This window comes from Sphingomonas sp. S6 (assembly GCF_043498045.1).
GTDB lineage: Bacteria > Pseudomonadota > Alphaproteobacteria > Sphingomonadales > Sphingomonadaceae > Sphingomonas.
Window position 1 is genome coordinate 12,447 of record NZ_JBIEOE010000015.1, and the last position, 15,773, is coordinate 28,219.

General features: G+C 64.4%; 16 protein-coding genes and 2 pseudogenes. 10 read left to right on the forward strand and 8 right to left on the reverse strand.

Annotated elements, in window-relative coordinates; genetic code table 11:
• Positions 1-89: 89 nt before the first annotated feature.
• Genes ACGVWT_RS16220 through ACGVWT_RS16250 form a run of 7 tightly spaced genes read right to left on the reverse strand, consistent with a single transcriptional unit; the run spans position 90 to position 5,647 of the window.
• Positions 90-497: a cytochrome c family protein gene (locus ACGVWT_RS16220; RefSeq protein ID WP_315462561.1), complete on the reverse strand. Its 408-nt coding sequence runs from the start codon at positions 495-497 to the stop codon at positions 90-92.
• A complete protein-coding gene (locus ACGVWT_RS16225; RefSeq protein ID WP_315462560.1) occupies positions 487-1,371 on the reverse strand; it encodes a cytochrome c oxidase assembly protein in 885 nt (294 codons plus the stop codon). The genes ACGVWT_RS16220 and ACGVWT_RS16225 overlap by 11 nt, the downstream gene beginning before the upstream one ends.
• Positions 1,368-1,682: a hypothetical protein gene (locus ACGVWT_RS16230; protein WP_394427273.1), complete on the reverse strand. Its 315-nt coding sequence runs from the start codon at positions 1,680-1,682 to the stop codon at positions 1,368-1,370. Before ACGVWT_RS16230 ends, ACGVWT_RS16225 begins: the two co-directional genes overlap by 4 nt.
• Entirely contained in the window at positions 1,676-2,302 is a 627-nt protein-coding gene (locus tag ACGVWT_RS16235; protein WP_315462558.1) for a cytochrome c oxidase subunit 3, read from the reverse strand. The genes ACGVWT_RS16230 and ACGVWT_RS16235 overlap by 7 nt, the downstream gene beginning before the upstream one ends.
• On the reverse strand, positions 2,299-4,188 hold the full coding sequence (locus tag ACGVWT_RS16240) for a cbb3-type cytochrome c oxidase subunit I (protein ID WP_315462557.1): 1,890 nt from the start codon (positions 4,186-4,188) through the stop codon (positions 2,299-2,301). Before ACGVWT_RS16240 ends, ACGVWT_RS16235 begins: the two co-directional genes overlap by 4 nt.
• Positions 4,185-5,180, reverse strand: a complete 996-nt coding sequence (coxB, locus tag ACGVWT_RS16245) for a cytochrome c oxidase subunit II (RefSeq protein WP_315462556.1) — start codon at positions 5,178-5,180, stop codon at positions 4,185-4,187. Before coxB ends, ACGVWT_RS16240 begins: the two co-directional genes overlap by 4 nt.
• Positions 5,177-5,647 (reverse strand): c-type cytochrome, encoded by a 471-nt coding sequence (locus ACGVWT_RS16250; protein ID WP_315462555.1) that lies wholly within the window; start codon positions 5,645-5,647, stop codon positions 5,177-5,179. The genes coxB and ACGVWT_RS16250 overlap by 4 nt, the downstream gene beginning before the upstream one ends.
• Before the next feature lie 360 nt (positions 5,648-6,007).
• On the opposite strand from ACGVWT_RS16250, the gene ACGVWT_RS16255 reads away from it, so the two are divergent.
• The gene (locus tag ACGVWT_RS16255) at positions 6,008-6,202 is read left to right on the forward strand and encodes a hypothetical protein (protein WP_315462554.1); all 195 of its coding nucleotides are present in this window, start codon (positions 6,008-6,010) and stop codon (positions 6,200-6,202) included.
• A 1,181-nt stretch (positions 6,203-7,383) separates the two neighbouring features.
• Here the strand turns inward: ACGVWT_RS16255 and ACGVWT_RS16260 are convergent.
• Positions 7,384-7,599, reverse strand: coding sequence for a hypothetical protein (locus ACGVWT_RS16260; protein WP_315462553.1), 216 nt, complete (start codon positions 7,597-7,599; stop codon positions 7,384-7,386).
• Between the two features lie 205 nt (positions 7,600-7,804).
• Between ACGVWT_RS16260 and ACGVWT_RS16265 the strand changes: the two genes are divergently transcribed.
• From ACGVWT_RS16265 to ACGVWT_RS16305, 9 genes and pseudogenes are all read left to right on the forward strand, one after another.
• A complete protein-coding gene (locus ACGVWT_RS16265; RefSeq protein ID WP_315462552.1) occupies positions 7,805-8,089 on the forward strand; it encodes an HU family DNA-binding protein in 285 nt (94 codons plus the stop codon).
• A gap of 416 nt (positions 8,090-8,505) precedes the next feature.
• Complete coding sequence (locus tag ACGVWT_RS16270; RefSeq protein ID WP_315462551.1) at positions 8,506-9,201, forward strand: Crp/Fnr family transcriptional regulator; 696 nt, start codon at positions 8,506-8,508, stop codon at positions 9,199-9,201.
• Between the two features lie 91 nt (positions 9,202-9,292).
• The gene (locus ACGVWT_RS16275) at positions 9,293-9,493 is read left to right on the forward strand and encodes a hypothetical protein (protein ID WP_315462550.1); all 201 of its coding nucleotides are present in this window, start codon (positions 9,293-9,295) and stop codon (positions 9,491-9,493) included.
• A gap of 1,640 nt (positions 9,494-11,133) precedes the next feature.
• Positions 11,134-12,231, forward strand: a complete 1,098-nt coding sequence (locus ACGVWT_RS16280) for a L,D-transpeptidase family protein (protein WP_315472048.1) — start codon at positions 11,134-11,136, stop codon at positions 12,229-12,231.
• A gap of 76 nt (positions 12,232-12,307) precedes the next feature.
• Positions 12,308-12,708, forward strand: a pseudogene (locus tag ACGVWT_RS16285) (VOC family protein).
• Positions 12,709-13,098: 390 nt separating this feature from the next.
• Positions 13,099-13,281 (forward strand): hypothetical protein, encoded by a 183-nt coding sequence (locus ACGVWT_RS16290; RefSeq protein ID WP_315462549.1) that lies wholly within the window; start codon positions 13,099-13,101, stop codon positions 13,279-13,281.
• Positions 13,282-13,452: 171 nt separating this feature from the next.
• A pseudogene (locus ACGVWT_RS16295) lies at positions 13,453-13,627 on the forward strand (integrase core domain-containing protein); the annotation flags it as partial.
• Between the two features lie 219 nt (positions 13,628-13,846).
• Positions 13,847-14,428, forward strand: coding sequence for an ANTAR domain-containing response regulator (locus tag ACGVWT_RS16300; protein ID WP_315462691.1), 582 nt, complete (start codon positions 13,847-13,849; stop codon positions 14,426-14,428).
• Positions 14,425-15,645: a CmpA/NrtA family ABC transporter substrate-binding protein gene (locus ACGVWT_RS16305; RefSeq protein ID WP_315462548.1), complete on the forward strand. Its 1,221-nt coding sequence runs from the start codon at positions 14,425-14,427 to the stop codon at positions 15,643-15,645. Before ACGVWT_RS16300 ends, ACGVWT_RS16305 begins: the two co-directional genes overlap by 4 nt.
• Positions 15,646-15,773: the final 128 nt, after the last annotated feature.

Below are 15,773 nucleotides of genomic sequence, written 5' to 3' on the forward strand. Positions count from 1 at the left end.
GAGCACTCCGCTCCTTCTCCAAACCTGCCGTTCCTTCATATTGAAATAACGTGACCTCCATGCCGGGTGTGAGCCGCCTTTCGGCCGGTTTATTTCAGCGTATAGAGATAAGCCGTCATGTCCCGGGCTTCGCCCCTGGTCACGCCCTGCTCGGGCATGCCGTTGCCGGGGATCATCGCCTGCGGATGCTCGAGCCAGCCAGCCATCGCCACAGGGTTGTTGGCCAGCTTCCCAGCGATCGTTGCACGAACCGCCATCTTGCCCAGCGCCGGCCCAACCTGTCCCCTCGCCCCTGCGATACCCGGTATGACGTGACAGCTGCCGCACCCGTATGCGGCGATTGCCATCCGCCCGGCCCGGCTGTTTCCGCCGCTGATCTGCTCCGCCATGATCCGCGTCCGGGCGCGGCTCTGCGCGTACATCTTCCCGCCCGCGACGATTGCTGCCAGCACGCTGCCAACGAACAGCACACCGAGCCATTTCAGACTAGCGGGCATGAGGTTCTCTTTCTGCTGAGTCGACAAGCAGCCGGCGCATCAGCACCAGCGCGGCGCCGGCATGGACCAGACTGCCCGGCACCCACATCAAGAGACCGGCGAGCTGCTGATCCTCGGCCAGGGTCAGCCCGAACGGCGCCATGCCGAGGCTGGAATAGCCGGCGTACCAGGGGCTGGTGGCGAAGGCCATCAGCGCGCCGAGCGCGCCCGAGACGATCGCGGTGGCGACGAGACAGAGCGCGGCGATGCCCGCCGGGGTGCGCCGGTGCAGCATCGCGGTCCAGAACAGCAAGGCGCTGACGAGGAAGGAGAGATGCTGCGCGACATGCCAGCCCTCGCTCGCCAGTGCGCGGTCGAACAATGCGGGGGCGTGCCACAGCCAGAGCGCGGCGGCCTGCAACACGGTGGCCGTCACCGCGCCGGTGAGCCGACGCCACGGTGCGGCGATCACGGGCACCGTGGCGGCGATCGCGCGTCTTGCCGCGGACGGAAAGGCCCACAGCATGATCGCCAGCGGCTCGGCCAGGACCAGCAGCGGCGCGCCGACCAGCATCAGCAGCTCATGCTCGAACATATGCGCCGCGAAGGATCGCTCCCCCGCCTGATGAAGCGGCGACACCAGTGCGGCGGCGAGCACCAGCAGCCCCGCGGCATAAAGCCGGCCGCGCCGGCGCAGCGCGGCGCTCCCCTGCCCCGAACGCGCGTGCAGCCGCCACCAGCCGCGCGCGAACAGCAGCGCCGCGAGCGCAAGCGGCCCGGTGATCCACGGATCGAGCGTCCAGCCCGGCGGCGCATGATCATCGGCCGCGCCGGCCGCGTGCGCGACGGCCGGCGCGGCGCGGGCCAGCAGCAGCAGCGACAGGAGGCCGCTCATCCGACGCATGGCGGCACCAGCAGGATCGCGAGGGTCTGGAAGGTTATCGCCAGCCCGAAAATACCGGCGATCGCCAGCCCCAGCCGCGCCAGCCACAGGCTAGCAAGCAGATCGCCGCCCCGCCGCGCCAGTGGCCGTGCGAACCACGCCGCCAGCGCACAGGCAGCAAGGCTCGCCACGCCCCAAACGATTCCCCAGCCGGCAAGGTCGCAGCGCGCATGCAGAAGCGCGGACAGGCCCTGCTGGAAGCCGAACCACGCGACCGGCGGCAGCGTCAGCGCCAGCCAGCTTCGGGCGCGCACGCTCACCATAGCCGCGCCAGCCCATAGACGATCGCGCTGATCGGCAGCCAGGTCAGGACCACGAAGGTCCAGTAATTGGCATTGTCCTCGACGTCGGCGAACTGGTCGTCGCCGATCTCATGGGTGAACAGCCACGCCGCCTGTACGACGGTGTCGCCCCAGTCGGTGACGATATGGCTGGTGTGGAGCACCATCAGCATCCACACCACCGAGCCATAGGCATCGCTGTCCCAGCGCGTGTTGAGGTGAGCGAATTCAAAGCCCCGCGGGATCAGCAGCAGCAGGCCGATCACGCCCATCGCCGCCACGCCGATCCGCACGCCGCGTGCGTCCTTGGCGAGCGCGCGGCGGCGCACCCACAGGTTGGGCAGCTCACTGAGCAGCAGTCCGATCGTGAAGATCAGGCCCCAGCCCAGGTCGGGCGGGCGCGTGCCCGACGGCGGCCACTGCGGCGCCTGCTGCGTCATCAGGTAAAGATAGGCCGCGGCGGCGAGCGCGAAGCCGGTGCCCTCGATCAGCATGAAGCCGATATTGCCCCACCAGACGAGATGGCGCGCGCCGCTCGCGCTCGCCGGCAGGCCGGAGAGATCGCCGACGATCTCCACCTCGCGCGGTTCCGCGACGCTCATGACCGCACCCGCAAGGGACCGGTCTTGGCGTGCCCGCGCTGCGGCCAGAACCAGCCGGTCAGCGCCGCCGCGATCGGCAGCGCGCCCGCGACGATCGCCCAGGGCGTGAAGATGCTGCCGATGAACATCGCGGTCACCGCCCAGGCTGCGACGAACGGCCAGATCGACGGCGACGCGCTCTTCTGCCGGTAGAGCGGCGCGGCATCGATCACCGAGGTGACGACCACCTCGCGCCGCTCGATCGCGATGCCGTCCATCACGCGCAGGGTCGGCGAGTCCCATAGCGGGGTCAGGCTGTCGACCACAGGCGTGTAGGCGAGGTTCCACGGCGGCGACGGCGACTCGCCCGCCCATTCGAGCGTCGACGCGCTCCAGGGGTCGGCGCCCGCCGGCGCGCCGCGCCAGTAGCTCAGCAGCGCGTTGGCGACGAACATCAGCCCGCCCGTCACCGCCACCGCGCTGCCCAGCGTCGCGACCTGGTTGAGCCCGTCCCAGCCCATGCCGGCGGGATAGGTGTAGACCCGCCGCGGCATCCCCATCAGCCCGAGCAGGTGCATCGGCGCGAAGCCAAGGTTGAACCCGCCGACGATCAGCGCGGCCGCCACCCGCCCCCAGCGCTCCGACATCAGGCGCCCGGTCGCCTTGGGATACCAATAGCAGAAGGCGCCGAAGAGCGGGAACATCGCGCCGCCAACCAGCACGTAATGGAAGTGCGCGACGACGAAATAGCTGTCGGTCAGCTGAAGGTCGAGCGCGGCCGAGGCGGTCATCACTCCGGAGAGCCCGCCGAGCACGAAGGTGGCGACGAAGCCGAGCACCCACAACATCGGCGTCGCCAGCCACAGCCGTCCCGTCGCCATGGTCGCGATCCAGCAGAAGATCTGCAATCCGGCGGGCACCGCGATCGCCATACTCGCCGCGGTGTAGAAGTCGTTGCCGAGCCGCGGCAGCCCGGCCGCGAACATGTGATGCACCCACAGGCCGAAGGCGAGGCAGCCGATCGCCAGGATCGCGAGCACCAGCACATGATGCCCGAACAGCCGCCGCCGCGCGAAGGTCTCGACGATCGACGAGACGAAGCCCGTCGCCGGGATGAAGATGATGTACACCTCAGGATGGCCGAAGAACCAGAAGAGGTGCTGGAACAGCAGCACGTCGCCGTTCGCGGCGGGCGCGAAGAAGTGGGTGGAGACCAGCCGGTCGGCGATCAGCATGCTCGTCACCAGCATGATCGCGGGCATCGACAGGATCGTCATCAGCGACGCGACCAGCATCGCCCACAGGAACACCGGCATCCGCGCCAGCGTCATCCCCGGCGGCCGCATCTTCAGGATCGTGGCAGCGACGTTGACCGAGGCACACAGCGCGGCCACCTCGGTGAAGGTGATCATCTGCGCCCAGATGTCGGCGCGGTGCCCCGGTGCATAGTTCGGCCCCGACAGCGGCGGATATTCGAACCATCCGAGGTCCGGCGTGATATCGAGCGCGTGCGCCACCCAGAGCGTCAGCACGCCGCCGAGATAGAGCCAGTAACTGAATGCGCCGAGCCGCGGAAAGGCCATGTTGCGCTGCCCGAGTATCAGCGGCACCAGCCACAGCGCCATCGCCTCCATCGCCGGTACGGAGACGAGGAACAACATCGTCGAGCCGTGCAGCGAGAAGCTCTCATTATAGAGCTGCGGCCCCATCCGCGTGTTTTCGGCCCAGGACAATTGCCAGCGCATGTCGAGAGCAAGCATCCCGGCGAGGAAAAGCAGCAGCAGCGCGGTCACGATGTAGCGCGCCGCGATCCGCTTGTGATCGACCGTGGTGAGGAAGCCCCACCAGCCCGGCGGGTCGCGCCAGGTGAGCGCGAGCCGGTCGCGGCGGTCGGTATCGGGGGTCATCGCATTGCCATCAGATAGGACGCCACCGCATCGGCATCGGCGGGGTCGAGGGGGATGGCGGGCATCGACGTGCCGGGCTTGATCGCCTGCGGCTGGGCGATCCAGCCCTGAAGATTGCCGCGCGTCATCGTAAGCGTGCCCGCAGCGATTGTGCGGCGGGTTGCGACATGCGTCAGGTCGGGGCCGGCCCGGCCGCCCGCTATGGTGCCGCGGATCGCGTGGCAGGCGGCGCAGGCCGTGGCGAACACCGCTGCGCCTCGCCCGGAGGCGGCAGCGGCCGGAGCCGCCTGCCGGGCGAGCCACGCGCGGAACGCCGCGGGCGACTCTACCTTCACGGCCAACGCCATGTGCGCGTGCTGCAACCCGCAAAACTCGGCGCATTGCCCCCGGAACCAGCCCGGCTGGCGCGCGGTAGCATCGAGGACGTTGATGCGCCCCGGGATCATGTCGAGCTTGCCCGCGACGTTCGGCACCCAGAAGCTGTGGATCACATCCGCTGCGCCCAACACCAGTCGCACCGTCTGCCCCTGTGGCAGGTGAATCTCGTTGGCCGTCTCGATCCAGCCGCCGCTCGCCGGACCGCGATACTGGACCCGCCACCACCATTGATGACCGGTGACGCGCACCTCCAGCGCCGGCTGCGCGCGGGTCGCGAACAGCGCGCGATCGGCGAAGAAGCTGGCGGTGATCAGTGCCGCCAGCCCAATCACGATGGCACCAGCGGCGAGCGGCAGCAGGCGCGCCAATCGCCCGTCCGTGCCATGCGTGGCGCTGCCGTCCCCCCGCGCGTCCGTCCCGCTGCGACGCCATGCGCGCCACAGCGCCCAGATCAGCCCAGCGGCCACGACGGCATAGACGAAGCCGCACACCCACATCATCAGCGCGAAGAGCGAGAACAGCGCGCTCGCCTGATCACCCCCCGGGTCGAGAGCGCTCTGCACACCGGTGCAACCGGAGAGGAGCAGGCAGACGATGGGAAGACGCGCCCTCACCGCACGGGCCCTGACCAGTTCCGCCCCTGTGGCTCGCCGACCTGATCGACGCTCAGCCGCCGCCGCTTCTCAGGCGTATGCTGCGGCAGGTCACGGACATAAGCAGCCATCTGCCACAGCTGCTCTGGGGGCACGCGCGCGGCGTAGTTCAGGCCGCCATGCCGTTCCGCGACCGAGGCGAAGATCTGATCGAAGCTGCCGCCGTAGCGCCAGCGGCCATCCCCGAGATCGCGAACCCCGGATGCGTCTTCGCCATGGCAGGCGGTGCAGCCATACCAGCCAAAATACCGGCCGCCTTGTGCGACCTGATAGACATTGTCCTGATAGTAAACGATGCGCGGATCGTGGGCGCGGTTCGGACCGGTTTGGGGCAGGGAAGGTCCGATATCACGAGCCTCTCGCTGGCACCCTGTTAGCAGCAGCGCGACGGCAATGCGGGCCGCTATGTCGCCACGCTGAGTTCGCATCCCGCTCCCTTGTGTCCACGACCAGACACATATCGTTACAGGAAGTGAGCCCATCCGCATTGTGCTGGATCAACTCGGCGGTACGATCGTGCTTCGATGGGATTTCAACAGCGGGCCGACTAGATCCAGTATCGGTTATTGAAGGCCGCCCTACGCTCTCTCAACTTCCGGCATCCGTTCATCGCGGAGGCAGTCGGCGTGCACCAATCGTTTGAACAGGAACAAGCGCATGGATCGGGGGGAGAGCGGACGTTCGGCGGCGATCTCCAGCCACTCCTCTGGCTGAGGCACGCTGGCAGTTGAAAGGGCAGATGCGCCGGCATAGCCTAGGTCAGCCCACCCCGGGCAGGAGGATGTTCGATGCGTCAGCTGTTTCTCGCCGCCACCGCCATTGGCCTTCTTGCGGCCGGTCCGGCTGCCGCCGCGCCGTGCAAAAACGCGAAGACCGGCAAGTTTATCAAATGCCCGACGACCGCGCCGGTGAAAGTCACGCGCTGCAAGGCAGCCAACGGCAAATTCGCAAAATGCGGTACGCCGGGTGCCAAGCCGATCTGATCTATCGGCCTTCAAGGTTTATGCTCATGATTTAAGAGTGACACTGGTCGGCGCTCTGCTGCCGGCGGGTGTAGCTCTCGGCTTCACGTCGGCGCCGCGAGTAATCGGGCGCTTGGATGGCCGCATGATGGTCCTCTAAGGGTCAAGGTCAGCAGCTGGCAGTGGAGCGGTCGGCCAAGCGCCGACTGTCGCTGCCGCGCTTGCGCTGCAATGAAGCGCCGGAATTACCGCCGGGACCAGACGGGCGGAACGGAACTCGCTGCGATCAGGCGTTGTCCAGACGGCCCGACCCGCCGGCCGGCCCTAGGCTGCGATGTCGATCGCAGGAGAGATGCGGTGTGACCGACCGCTTGTGCTTTCCATCAGCATGACTGCGGCGGTTTGTGTGGGCCTAGCTGCGGGCGTTGATCCCTCATCGAGGTAAGCGCGGTCACCGCCAGTCAAAGTTTGGCGGAGTGCGGCGGCTTCACGTTCGCTGATCACCTCTCGACCATCGAGGTGCTCCAACAAGGCGAAAAGCGCTGTCTCGAGCGCAGCCAAACGATCCTCAACCGGTACGCCCACGTCTAAACTTTCGATGTGAACTGGGCAAACGTCACGGCTTGGCTGGCGTTCCACCAAGGTCAGCGAGTCCCATACGAGGACACGCTTTGCCCTCGCAGCCGGGGATTCTCCGCGCAATCGATGTACGTTGTCGACCGCCGCGAGAGGGCTCGCGGTGGCCAATACGCCCCGCCGATAATGATTGGCTGCCGATCGGCGGGGCGCACGCTTCGGTCCGATGAACAATACTTCTGCTATACAGGCCGAGGACGCGAGTGGTGGGTAGTCACTCGCTAACCTTCTAAGATCATTCGCATTAACAGCCTCTTTCGTCAGCGTTCGGCTGCGGGAAAGGTATGCTACCTCGGGACGAGCGTTCCGGATCTTCGCCAGGAACGTGGTTGGTCTGCGATAGGCAGCAGAGCGAGATTCAGCGCCGGCCCGGGGGAAACCAAGCCGGCGCTGAAACCGCTCCAACCGGGAGATCGTGCGGTCATCGTTTCGATGCGCTGATCCCACCTCGCGATCAATTGAATTGTCTGTCATCTGGACGCAGCGAACCGCCCCGATCGCTCGCTCGACTTCCGACCGCTACCTGTGAGCGTCTGGCTTGCGTGAGAAGCGTGTGCGTCCGCCGATTAGAGATCGCCATCTTTGTGCGCCGTCAACTGTACGCTCCGCGCTGTAAGAGCCTCGCGCAACTGCCGCTGGATCGACGCGCCGTGTAGATGCGCACCTACGCTTTCATAGCCTTCCGCCGAGAGCTTCCGCCGGATGTCGGCGACGCTATGACAGCCTCCGCCTATCGCAAGTTGGAACGCGCGCTGAATCACGCTCACGTCGTTGGTGATCATAGGCCGTACTCGACGCAAACGTGGTGTCGCTGGGGCGCGCAGGCGCTGGGATCGCTCGTCGTCCAGCTGGTCATGCCGCCATCATATCTTAGCCTTCCTGACGCGCCAGGCTACTACGGCAGGAAATTGGAAGCTGAGCTTGATCCAGGCTTTATGGTCAGGTTAGCACCACGGTGGACGCAGTCGGACGGATACGGCTCAGGCGATGACGAGAAGTGAGTTGATCCGGCAGATCGCCGATCTCAATCCGGAGATGAGCCTCAGCGAAAGCGATGCGGCCATTGCCGTCTTCTTCGAAACCATGGCGGTCCAGCTACAGCAACACGGCCGCATCGAGCTTCGGGGCTTGGGAACGTTCTGGGTTGGTGAGCCTATGCGGGGCAGTCACGTCAATCCCCGCACGGGTCAGCCGAGCGATGCGATGAGCAAGCTCCGAGTCCGCTTTCGCCCATCCTCCACGCTGTCCAACCGGATCGCGCAGTCGGGCTAAACCAGGGCGGGTGAGCTCGAGCCGCGTTTGTCGGTTTGTCTCGGCGCCCATTCCGAATACCCGCAAGCCCGCTATGGGCCGGAACATGTCGCGCCTCTCCGTGTTCCTGCACGCTCAACGAGCAAGACTGCCGGCGATGCTTCGATCACATCGTGCGTCGCCGGCCATTTTTGCCTTAGCAGTCCGCAGCCTCATGTCTGGATCGAGAGCGCGGCGGATTGGCCGTTGAACCCCCTAATGTATGTTGTATCGGTCGCACCGCTGGTGGATGAACCTCTGGCCGACGTCCTGAGAGGCTTTTGACCACCTCTTGGGGCGTCGCTTCTGCTCAGGGCCGCCGGGTCGATGGGCGACGCGCAAGGAGAGACTGGATGACGGCTCGGTCGTTCGCTGAGCGACTATGCAGCTTGGCAAGCTTGAGCGACGAGGATGTCGCCAGCATTCAGGCAATGCCATGGTCGGTCGTCCGGGTTCGACGCGCACGCGACATCCTCTCGCTTGGGGACAGGCCTGATTACGTCTATGTTGTCGAAACCGGCTGGGCCGCGCGGTACAGCATCAGGGGCAATGGCAGCCGTCGCATCACCGGGTTTATGCTGCCCGGCGATTTTTGTGGAATTCATGCCGTAACCAGCCAGGCGATGGACCACGCGATCGTCGCGCTGACCGACTGCGAAGTCGCCCGCATTCCTCGACAGGCTATTGGCGATGCCGTGGCGGACTCACCTGCCATTGGCCAGGCGTTATGGCGCGCGAAGCTTACGGATGAAGCGATCCTGCGCACCTGGCTTTTGAACTCGCACGATGCTGCGCAAGCCTTAGCCCACCTGCTGTGCGAGCTGCATGCCAGGACAGCGGTGATCGGCATGGCGAATGCCGGACGCTTCCATGCTCCGCTGACGCAGCAGCATATGGGAGATGCGCTTGGATTGACGCCTGTGCACATCAACCGGATGGTCAAGCTTCTCCGCTTGCAAGGACTGGCAGAGATATCGAACGGGGAGGTGGTGGTACCCGACATCGAGGCGCTACGGCACTTCTGCCACTTCTCAGCGGATTATCTCCATCTGCCCGCAATTGGAACGCAGCATATCGCGCAGGCAGCCGCATGACGCTCAATGGCCTTTGCGGCGGGACATGAAGCAGATCGACTAGTGACGGTTGTTTTACCGTACCCACAATTTCGTATAGCGGATCTTCCCAATGTCGGATTTCATAGAATATGGTATTGCGACTGAGGTGTGGGTGAACGATGGCCACGTCTTCGTCAAAGCTTATGATGGCGTGATTATCCGTATGACACCAGAAGTTGCTATTCGATTGGGTCGCGACCTGGAAGCGGCCGGCACCGAGTCCTTCATCAACAAGGTGATGGACGGAGACGCCAAACCTGCCAGCTTGTAGGCCTGGCAGCGTCAAGCAGATGGTTGGCGCTTTCGACGCGGGACTTGCATGGGGGGGGGGATGCGCCACCGCAGCGTTACTTAGGTCAGAAATGTAACGGAACTTGTCTGATTTAGCTAAGTGAACTCGCTGAACGAACGTTCATGATGTGGCCCCGAAGGGAGACGCAGTCATGTTCGCCGACCCAGCATATTGTCGCATCCAAGCAGAGAAACATCGTCGTGCGGCAGCCCGGATCACCCTGCCCGCGGTTAAGGCTGCGCTTGAGCGATCGGCCGCTCGCTGGGACATGATGGCCGTACACGGCGAGGAATTCCGACAGCGTGAACAGGTGGATCAGGCTGCCCGTGCCGAGCGCCAGCGCTCCCGATCAGCCAGGGCACAACACGCCTAATCTCTTAAACGGTATCGCCGCGGATGCGCGTGCGGCCCTGTCATCAGCGACTGCCGCTAGTACGGCTTACCCGTTGATACAGATCACGATCAACGTTGATGCCAAATTAGGATTGAAGCGTTAGGGCTAGATAAGCCTGAGATTTGGGATGCGATCCGGTGGCACGTTTGAGTGGAAATGGTGCCAGCGGATTGTTTGTGAGCTCAGTAAACCTCGACGTGCTGGGAAAGGGGTTGCGACGCACCGTCCCCGCGCCAGTCGACAATGAGTTCTCCGCCCTCCTACGTCAGCTAGATCACGTAGGTCAACGGCGAGGAAATAGCTATACCCGGTCGCGCCACCACTGTGGCCAAGCCGACAACGATGCTGCCTGCCTACGCCCCGTCGAGAAGCCCAGCAGCCATATATCTCGGTGGATGCGCTCGCTGAAAAGGAACGGACAGTCCCGCACTTGACCGCCCTCCCACAAGCCATTCAGACGGCCGTCTTCAAACGCTGTGCTGAGAAGTCGCATGACCTTTGCGCGCCAGTGAGTGAGGCGAATATCTTACCGGTTCCGTACCGGTCGGCCACAATCTGAATCAAACGCGGACCATGTCGCGTGGGAGAAGCCCCTGGCGTTCCCCCCAGCACTAATACGAAGAGGTTAACTGATTGACCAGGAATCGAGCCGGTAGACACGTCGCCGACCTCCGAAAGCACACAGGCCAAATCAGAAGCTCGAGGCGCAAACTGTCGAAGACGTTTTGTCAAGCCGATCGGCGCTACCCGTCTAAGGCGAACGGCCCCGATGTCCGGCCGTGCACGGCAGCGAAAAGCCGAAACCGCGTCTTTGACATGCAGGTCTCCGCCGGGTGGTGCGGGAGCGGACGGTCTGCACACGCGTTCTGCCTGCGTAACAAGGGGAATTAAGTGTGCTTGTAGAGCTGGGTCGAATGTCGGTAGCCGCGTTGCTCTTGGCGGGATGCAGCGTAAGCGTGGCACCCGACAATCAAGCAATGAAGGCAAATGCAAGTGAACTCGCCGTCCCAGCGCACTGGACCAACGCAACGCGTGCGCAGCTGCGCCAAGCAATCGAAGAGCGCGCCGTGCACGGGCTCGACAAGATGCCATTCACCAGTGATGCGACCAATGAGGCGGGCTTTACCAGGCAAGCGCTCGCCTACGCGTCCGCTCTGGCGCAAGCGCGACCGATCCGACGAAGCTGTACGACGTATACACCGTACCGCGCCCCAACCCGAACCTTATCGCTGGGCTGGCCGACGCTGTGCGTAGCAACGACGTGAAGGGGTGGCTCGCCAGCCTCGCGCCCGCCGACCAGAACTACCAACGTCTCTCAAAGGCCTACCTCGCGCTGCGTCAGCAGCCCGGCGCCGCAACCCCCGCAATCCCGGTCAACGGCGAGGCGATCAAACCTGGCGCAACTGATCCGCGCGTCGCAACGATCGCCCGTGAACTCGTGATCCTCGACTATCTCGATCAGGGGGCCGCGCAGGGCAATCTCTACACACCTGGGATGGTCAAGGCGGTGCAGCAGATGCAAGCCGATTACGGAATGAAGCCAGACGGCGTCATCGGCAGCGCGGCGCTTGCGATCCTCAACATGTCCGACATCGATCGCGCGCGTGCCGTAGCAATCGCAATGGAGAGGCTGCGCTGGCTCGAGCGGAACCCGCCCGCGACGCGCATTGACGTCAATCTGGCAGCGGCAAGGTTGACTTACTGGCGTGACGGCAAGATAGCCGACAGCCGCAAGGTCGTGGTTGGCGAGCCCGACCGTGAAACGCCGCAACTCGGCTCGCCGATCTTCCGCCTGGTCGCCAATCCGACCTGGACAATCCCCCGCTCGATCGAGAACGAGACGGCGGCGAAGGGGGCGGCTTATCTTAAGGCCAATAACATCGCGCGCAAGAACGGATGGCTGGTCCAGCAGCCAGGGCCGAAGAACTCGCTCGGCCTAGTCAAGTTGGACATGCTCAACGACCAGGCGATCTACCTGCACGATACGCCGGCCAAGCAGCTATTTGCGATGATCCAGCGGCAGCGCAGCCACGGCTGCGTCCGCGTCGACGATGCGCTTGGCTTTGCCGAAATCCTAGCTCGTGACGAAGGGGTGACGGACCAGTGGCACGAGGCGCGTGGCACTGGTGAGGAAACGTTCGTCAAGCTGCCCAAGCAGATCCCGGTAAGGTTACTCTACCAGACGGTATTAATCGACGACGCTGGCGATCCGATCGTGCGGAACGATCCCTACGGCTGGGATGACCGTGTTGGCACGGCGCTCGGATTCAGGTCGGGCAAAGCGTTACGCGTCGAGACGCGTGCTAGCGATGAAGGCCCATGAGCCGTTTGTTTGACAGCCCTCAGCTACCGTCCGCAGCATCCGGCATTCTCGGACGCCCTGATCAGGAGTATCAAGTATGCTTTTTCACACCATGGTCGGATCGAACGATATCGAACGATCGAAGCGCTTTTACGACAAGATCCTCGGCACCCTCGGCGTCGGCGAACTTATGCGGAACATCGCTGACAGCGGCCATACTCGGCTTATCTATAGTAATGCAATGGGACGAACTTCATCGTCAGCGAACCGATCAACGATGAACCAGCGACTATCGCAAACGGCAGCACCGTCGCATCTTCGTGCAACTCGCCCGAGCAGGTGAGGCAACTGCACGACACCGCCGTCGCCAACGGCGGCACCTCGATTGACGGCCCGCCCGGCCCGCGCGAGACCCAATCGATGGGTACGATCGAGCTCGCCTACTTTCGTGATCCCGATGGCAATAAGCTCAGCGGGATCCATTTTCCCAATAAATGAACCCGCTGCATGTCGGCGCAAGCTTGCCGCCCCTTCATGGCGCAACGGGCGGCAGGAACTATACCGAATGGTCAATGGATCATGGTGCGGCCTTATGTGACCTGGAAGCCTTCACCTGAAGTGCTCTGCATGCCTCTCGACATATGCTATTTATTCATAGCACATTAGCACGGACAACAACGTCGTTGGCCAATCGTATGTCCTGTATCAGCAAAATCAGATCGCCAAATTGGATTATCGGGGCTGCTTTGCAGAACCCCGTTCCCGCCTTGAGTGACCGATGGCGAGGAAGGCATTCAGGCGGTATTCGTCGCAGTCACCTAGACATGGACGTGACCTGATATAGCATATCCCTTGACGTTCTTGCTTGCTGGACGGGGACCGTAACGGATGGACGTAAATGCTGATGGTGAGGACACCGGTTCTGAGCGTGCCGAAGTTCACTTCCTGGCTGCGCTGGTCGACGAACTGATGAGAAAGATGATGGCAGCCGGCGTCATGACGCAAGCCGATCTGAACGAGGTTGAACAGGCGGCTGCGCAACGAGTGGGAAGTGCATCGAGGGCTTGGTAGTTTCTCCCAGTAACGTGCGCCCAATCGGACGATCATATGTGGTTTTCCGCCGACGAGAAGACCCACAACACGACATTCAGCGGTCATTTCGCGCTCCCCAACTTCGGACATCCATTCATGTTCGCCGACACCTCGACCGGCGATGGTGGAATTGGCTAGAATTGGGATGACCACGGTCGCCCGCGGGACGAGCACCTGAACACACTGGTTTCTGTCCTTCGAAGGCGCGCGGGCCAGGATCGAGGCCTGGCGGCGGAACTACAATGAGAGCCGCCCTCACACCTCGCTTGGCTGGCTGACGCCGGTCGAATATGCTGCTGCCGCGGCTAACATCGCGGCCGAATGAACGCCGGAAACTCACTCTCAAACTGGATGATAAGCCAGGGGACCCTCAACACCAACCCCGGAATCGTGTAATGGCTGGTAGAGCTTTGGGGGCACGTCAGCAGCATGACGCAACGTGACGAAGGCGCTCGAGCGTCGCTCCGCAATCACGACGTCTGCTCGATCGCAGTTTGACGTTCGCAGATGCAGCAATCAGAGTGGCGATCGGGAGGATAAGATCCTGCGCATCGTGATCATCGACGACACGGGTCTGCGCGCGACCGTCCTGGAGGAGGGGCTGCGCGAGGCGGGCTATGACGACATCCATGTCGTGCCGCCACGAGGCGCCTTCGTCGCCCGGCTGGAGCGGATGGCGCCCGACGTCGTGCTTATGGACCTGGGCGATCCCAGCCGCGACACGCTGGAGGAGATGCTGGTCGTCAGCCGCGCGCTTGCGCGCCCGATCGCAATGTTCGTCGACCGGTCGGACGAGGCGATGATCGGCGCCGCGATCGACGCCGGCGTCTCCGCCTATGTCGTCGACGGACTGCGCAAGGAACGGGTGAAGCCGATCATCGACCTCGCCATCCGCCGCTTCAACGCCTTCGCCCGCATGCAGACCGCGCTCGACGAAGCGACCACCGCGCTCGCCGACCGCAAGACCATCGACAAGGCGAAAACCATCCTGATGACCAGCCGCACCCTGTCGGAGCCCGATGCCTATGCGCTGCTGCGCTCGACCGCGATGAACCAGAACCGCCGCATCGTCGACGTCGCCGAAGCGCTGATTACCGCCTCCGGCCTGCTGGGCGGCGGCGCATGACGCCGCTGTCGATCGCCTTCCTGCCGCTGACCGACAGCGCGGTGCTGGTCGCCGCGCGGGAGAAGGGCTTTGCCGCCGATCGCGACATCGACCTGATGCTGGTGCGCACCACGTCCTGGGCGACGGTGCGCGACCGGCTGGTGTTCGGGCAGGTGCAGGCCGCGCATATGCTCGCGCCACTCGCCATCGCGGTGACGCTGGGGCTGAGCCAGCATCCCGCGGCGCTGGCCGCGCCGTTCAAGCTGAACGTCAACGGCAATACGTTGGTGATGGCGAACCGCTTCGCCGCCGCGCTCGACCCAGATGTCGCGCGGCGCTCCGCCGATGCGCTCGGCACCGCGCACGATTTCGCCGCCGCGATCGGGCTGTATCATCACAAGCCGGTGATCGGCGTGGTCCATCGCTTTTCCAGTCATGCGCTGATGCTGCGCTATTGGCTGGGCTATGCGGGGATCGACGCCGATCGCGACGTGGCTCTGCGCGTGCTGCCGCCGTCGCTGATGGTGGAGGCGCTGCGCACCGGCGAGATCGACGGTTTCACCGCGGGCGAGCCCTATGGCAGCGTCGCGGTGGCCGGCGGCTTGGCCGAAACCGTGGCGCTGGGCCCGCGCATCTGGCAGCGCGGCGTGGAAAAGGTGCTGGCGCTGCGGCGTGACTGGATGGAGGCGAACGCCGACACGGTCGACCGCCTGCTCCAGGCGCTCGCCGCCGCCGCCGCCTGGTGCGACGATCCGGCGAACCGCAACGAATTGGCCGTGCTGCTCGCCCGCGACGACTATGTTGGCCAGCCGGCGGCGCATATCCTGCCCGCGCTGTCGGGGCGGCTCGTCCTGCGCGCCGACCGGAGCGCCGTCGACGTGCCCGATGCCTTGCTGTTCCATCGCGAGGCGGCGGGTTTTCCGTGGCGCAGCCAGGCCTTGTGGATCTATTCGCAGCTCGTTCGATGGGGCATGATCGGCGCCAGCCCGGAGCATGAGCGCCAGGCTGCGGAGGTATTCCGCTCCGACGTGTACCGCCGCGCGCTGGGCGAGACGGGCGAGCCGATGCCGGGCGCCAGCCTGAAGCTGGAGGGCGCGGTGACGCAGCCGATGGCAGTGGGCGGGCATCGTGGTGCGCTGACGCTCGGGCCCGACCGGTTCTTCGACGGGGCGGTGTTCGACCCGGCGGACGTCGCGGGCTATCTCAGCCGATATCGCGCGGGCGGTTCCGACGCCTGAAATTTTTCACTTGCGAAACGATCGGACTTCGATCAGCTTTCGCATCTGACCCGCGATGCCGCGGGAGTCAGCCGGGATGCCCCGCCAGCGCGGGCGGGTGTTCCCAATCGATTTCGCCAGCAAAGCCG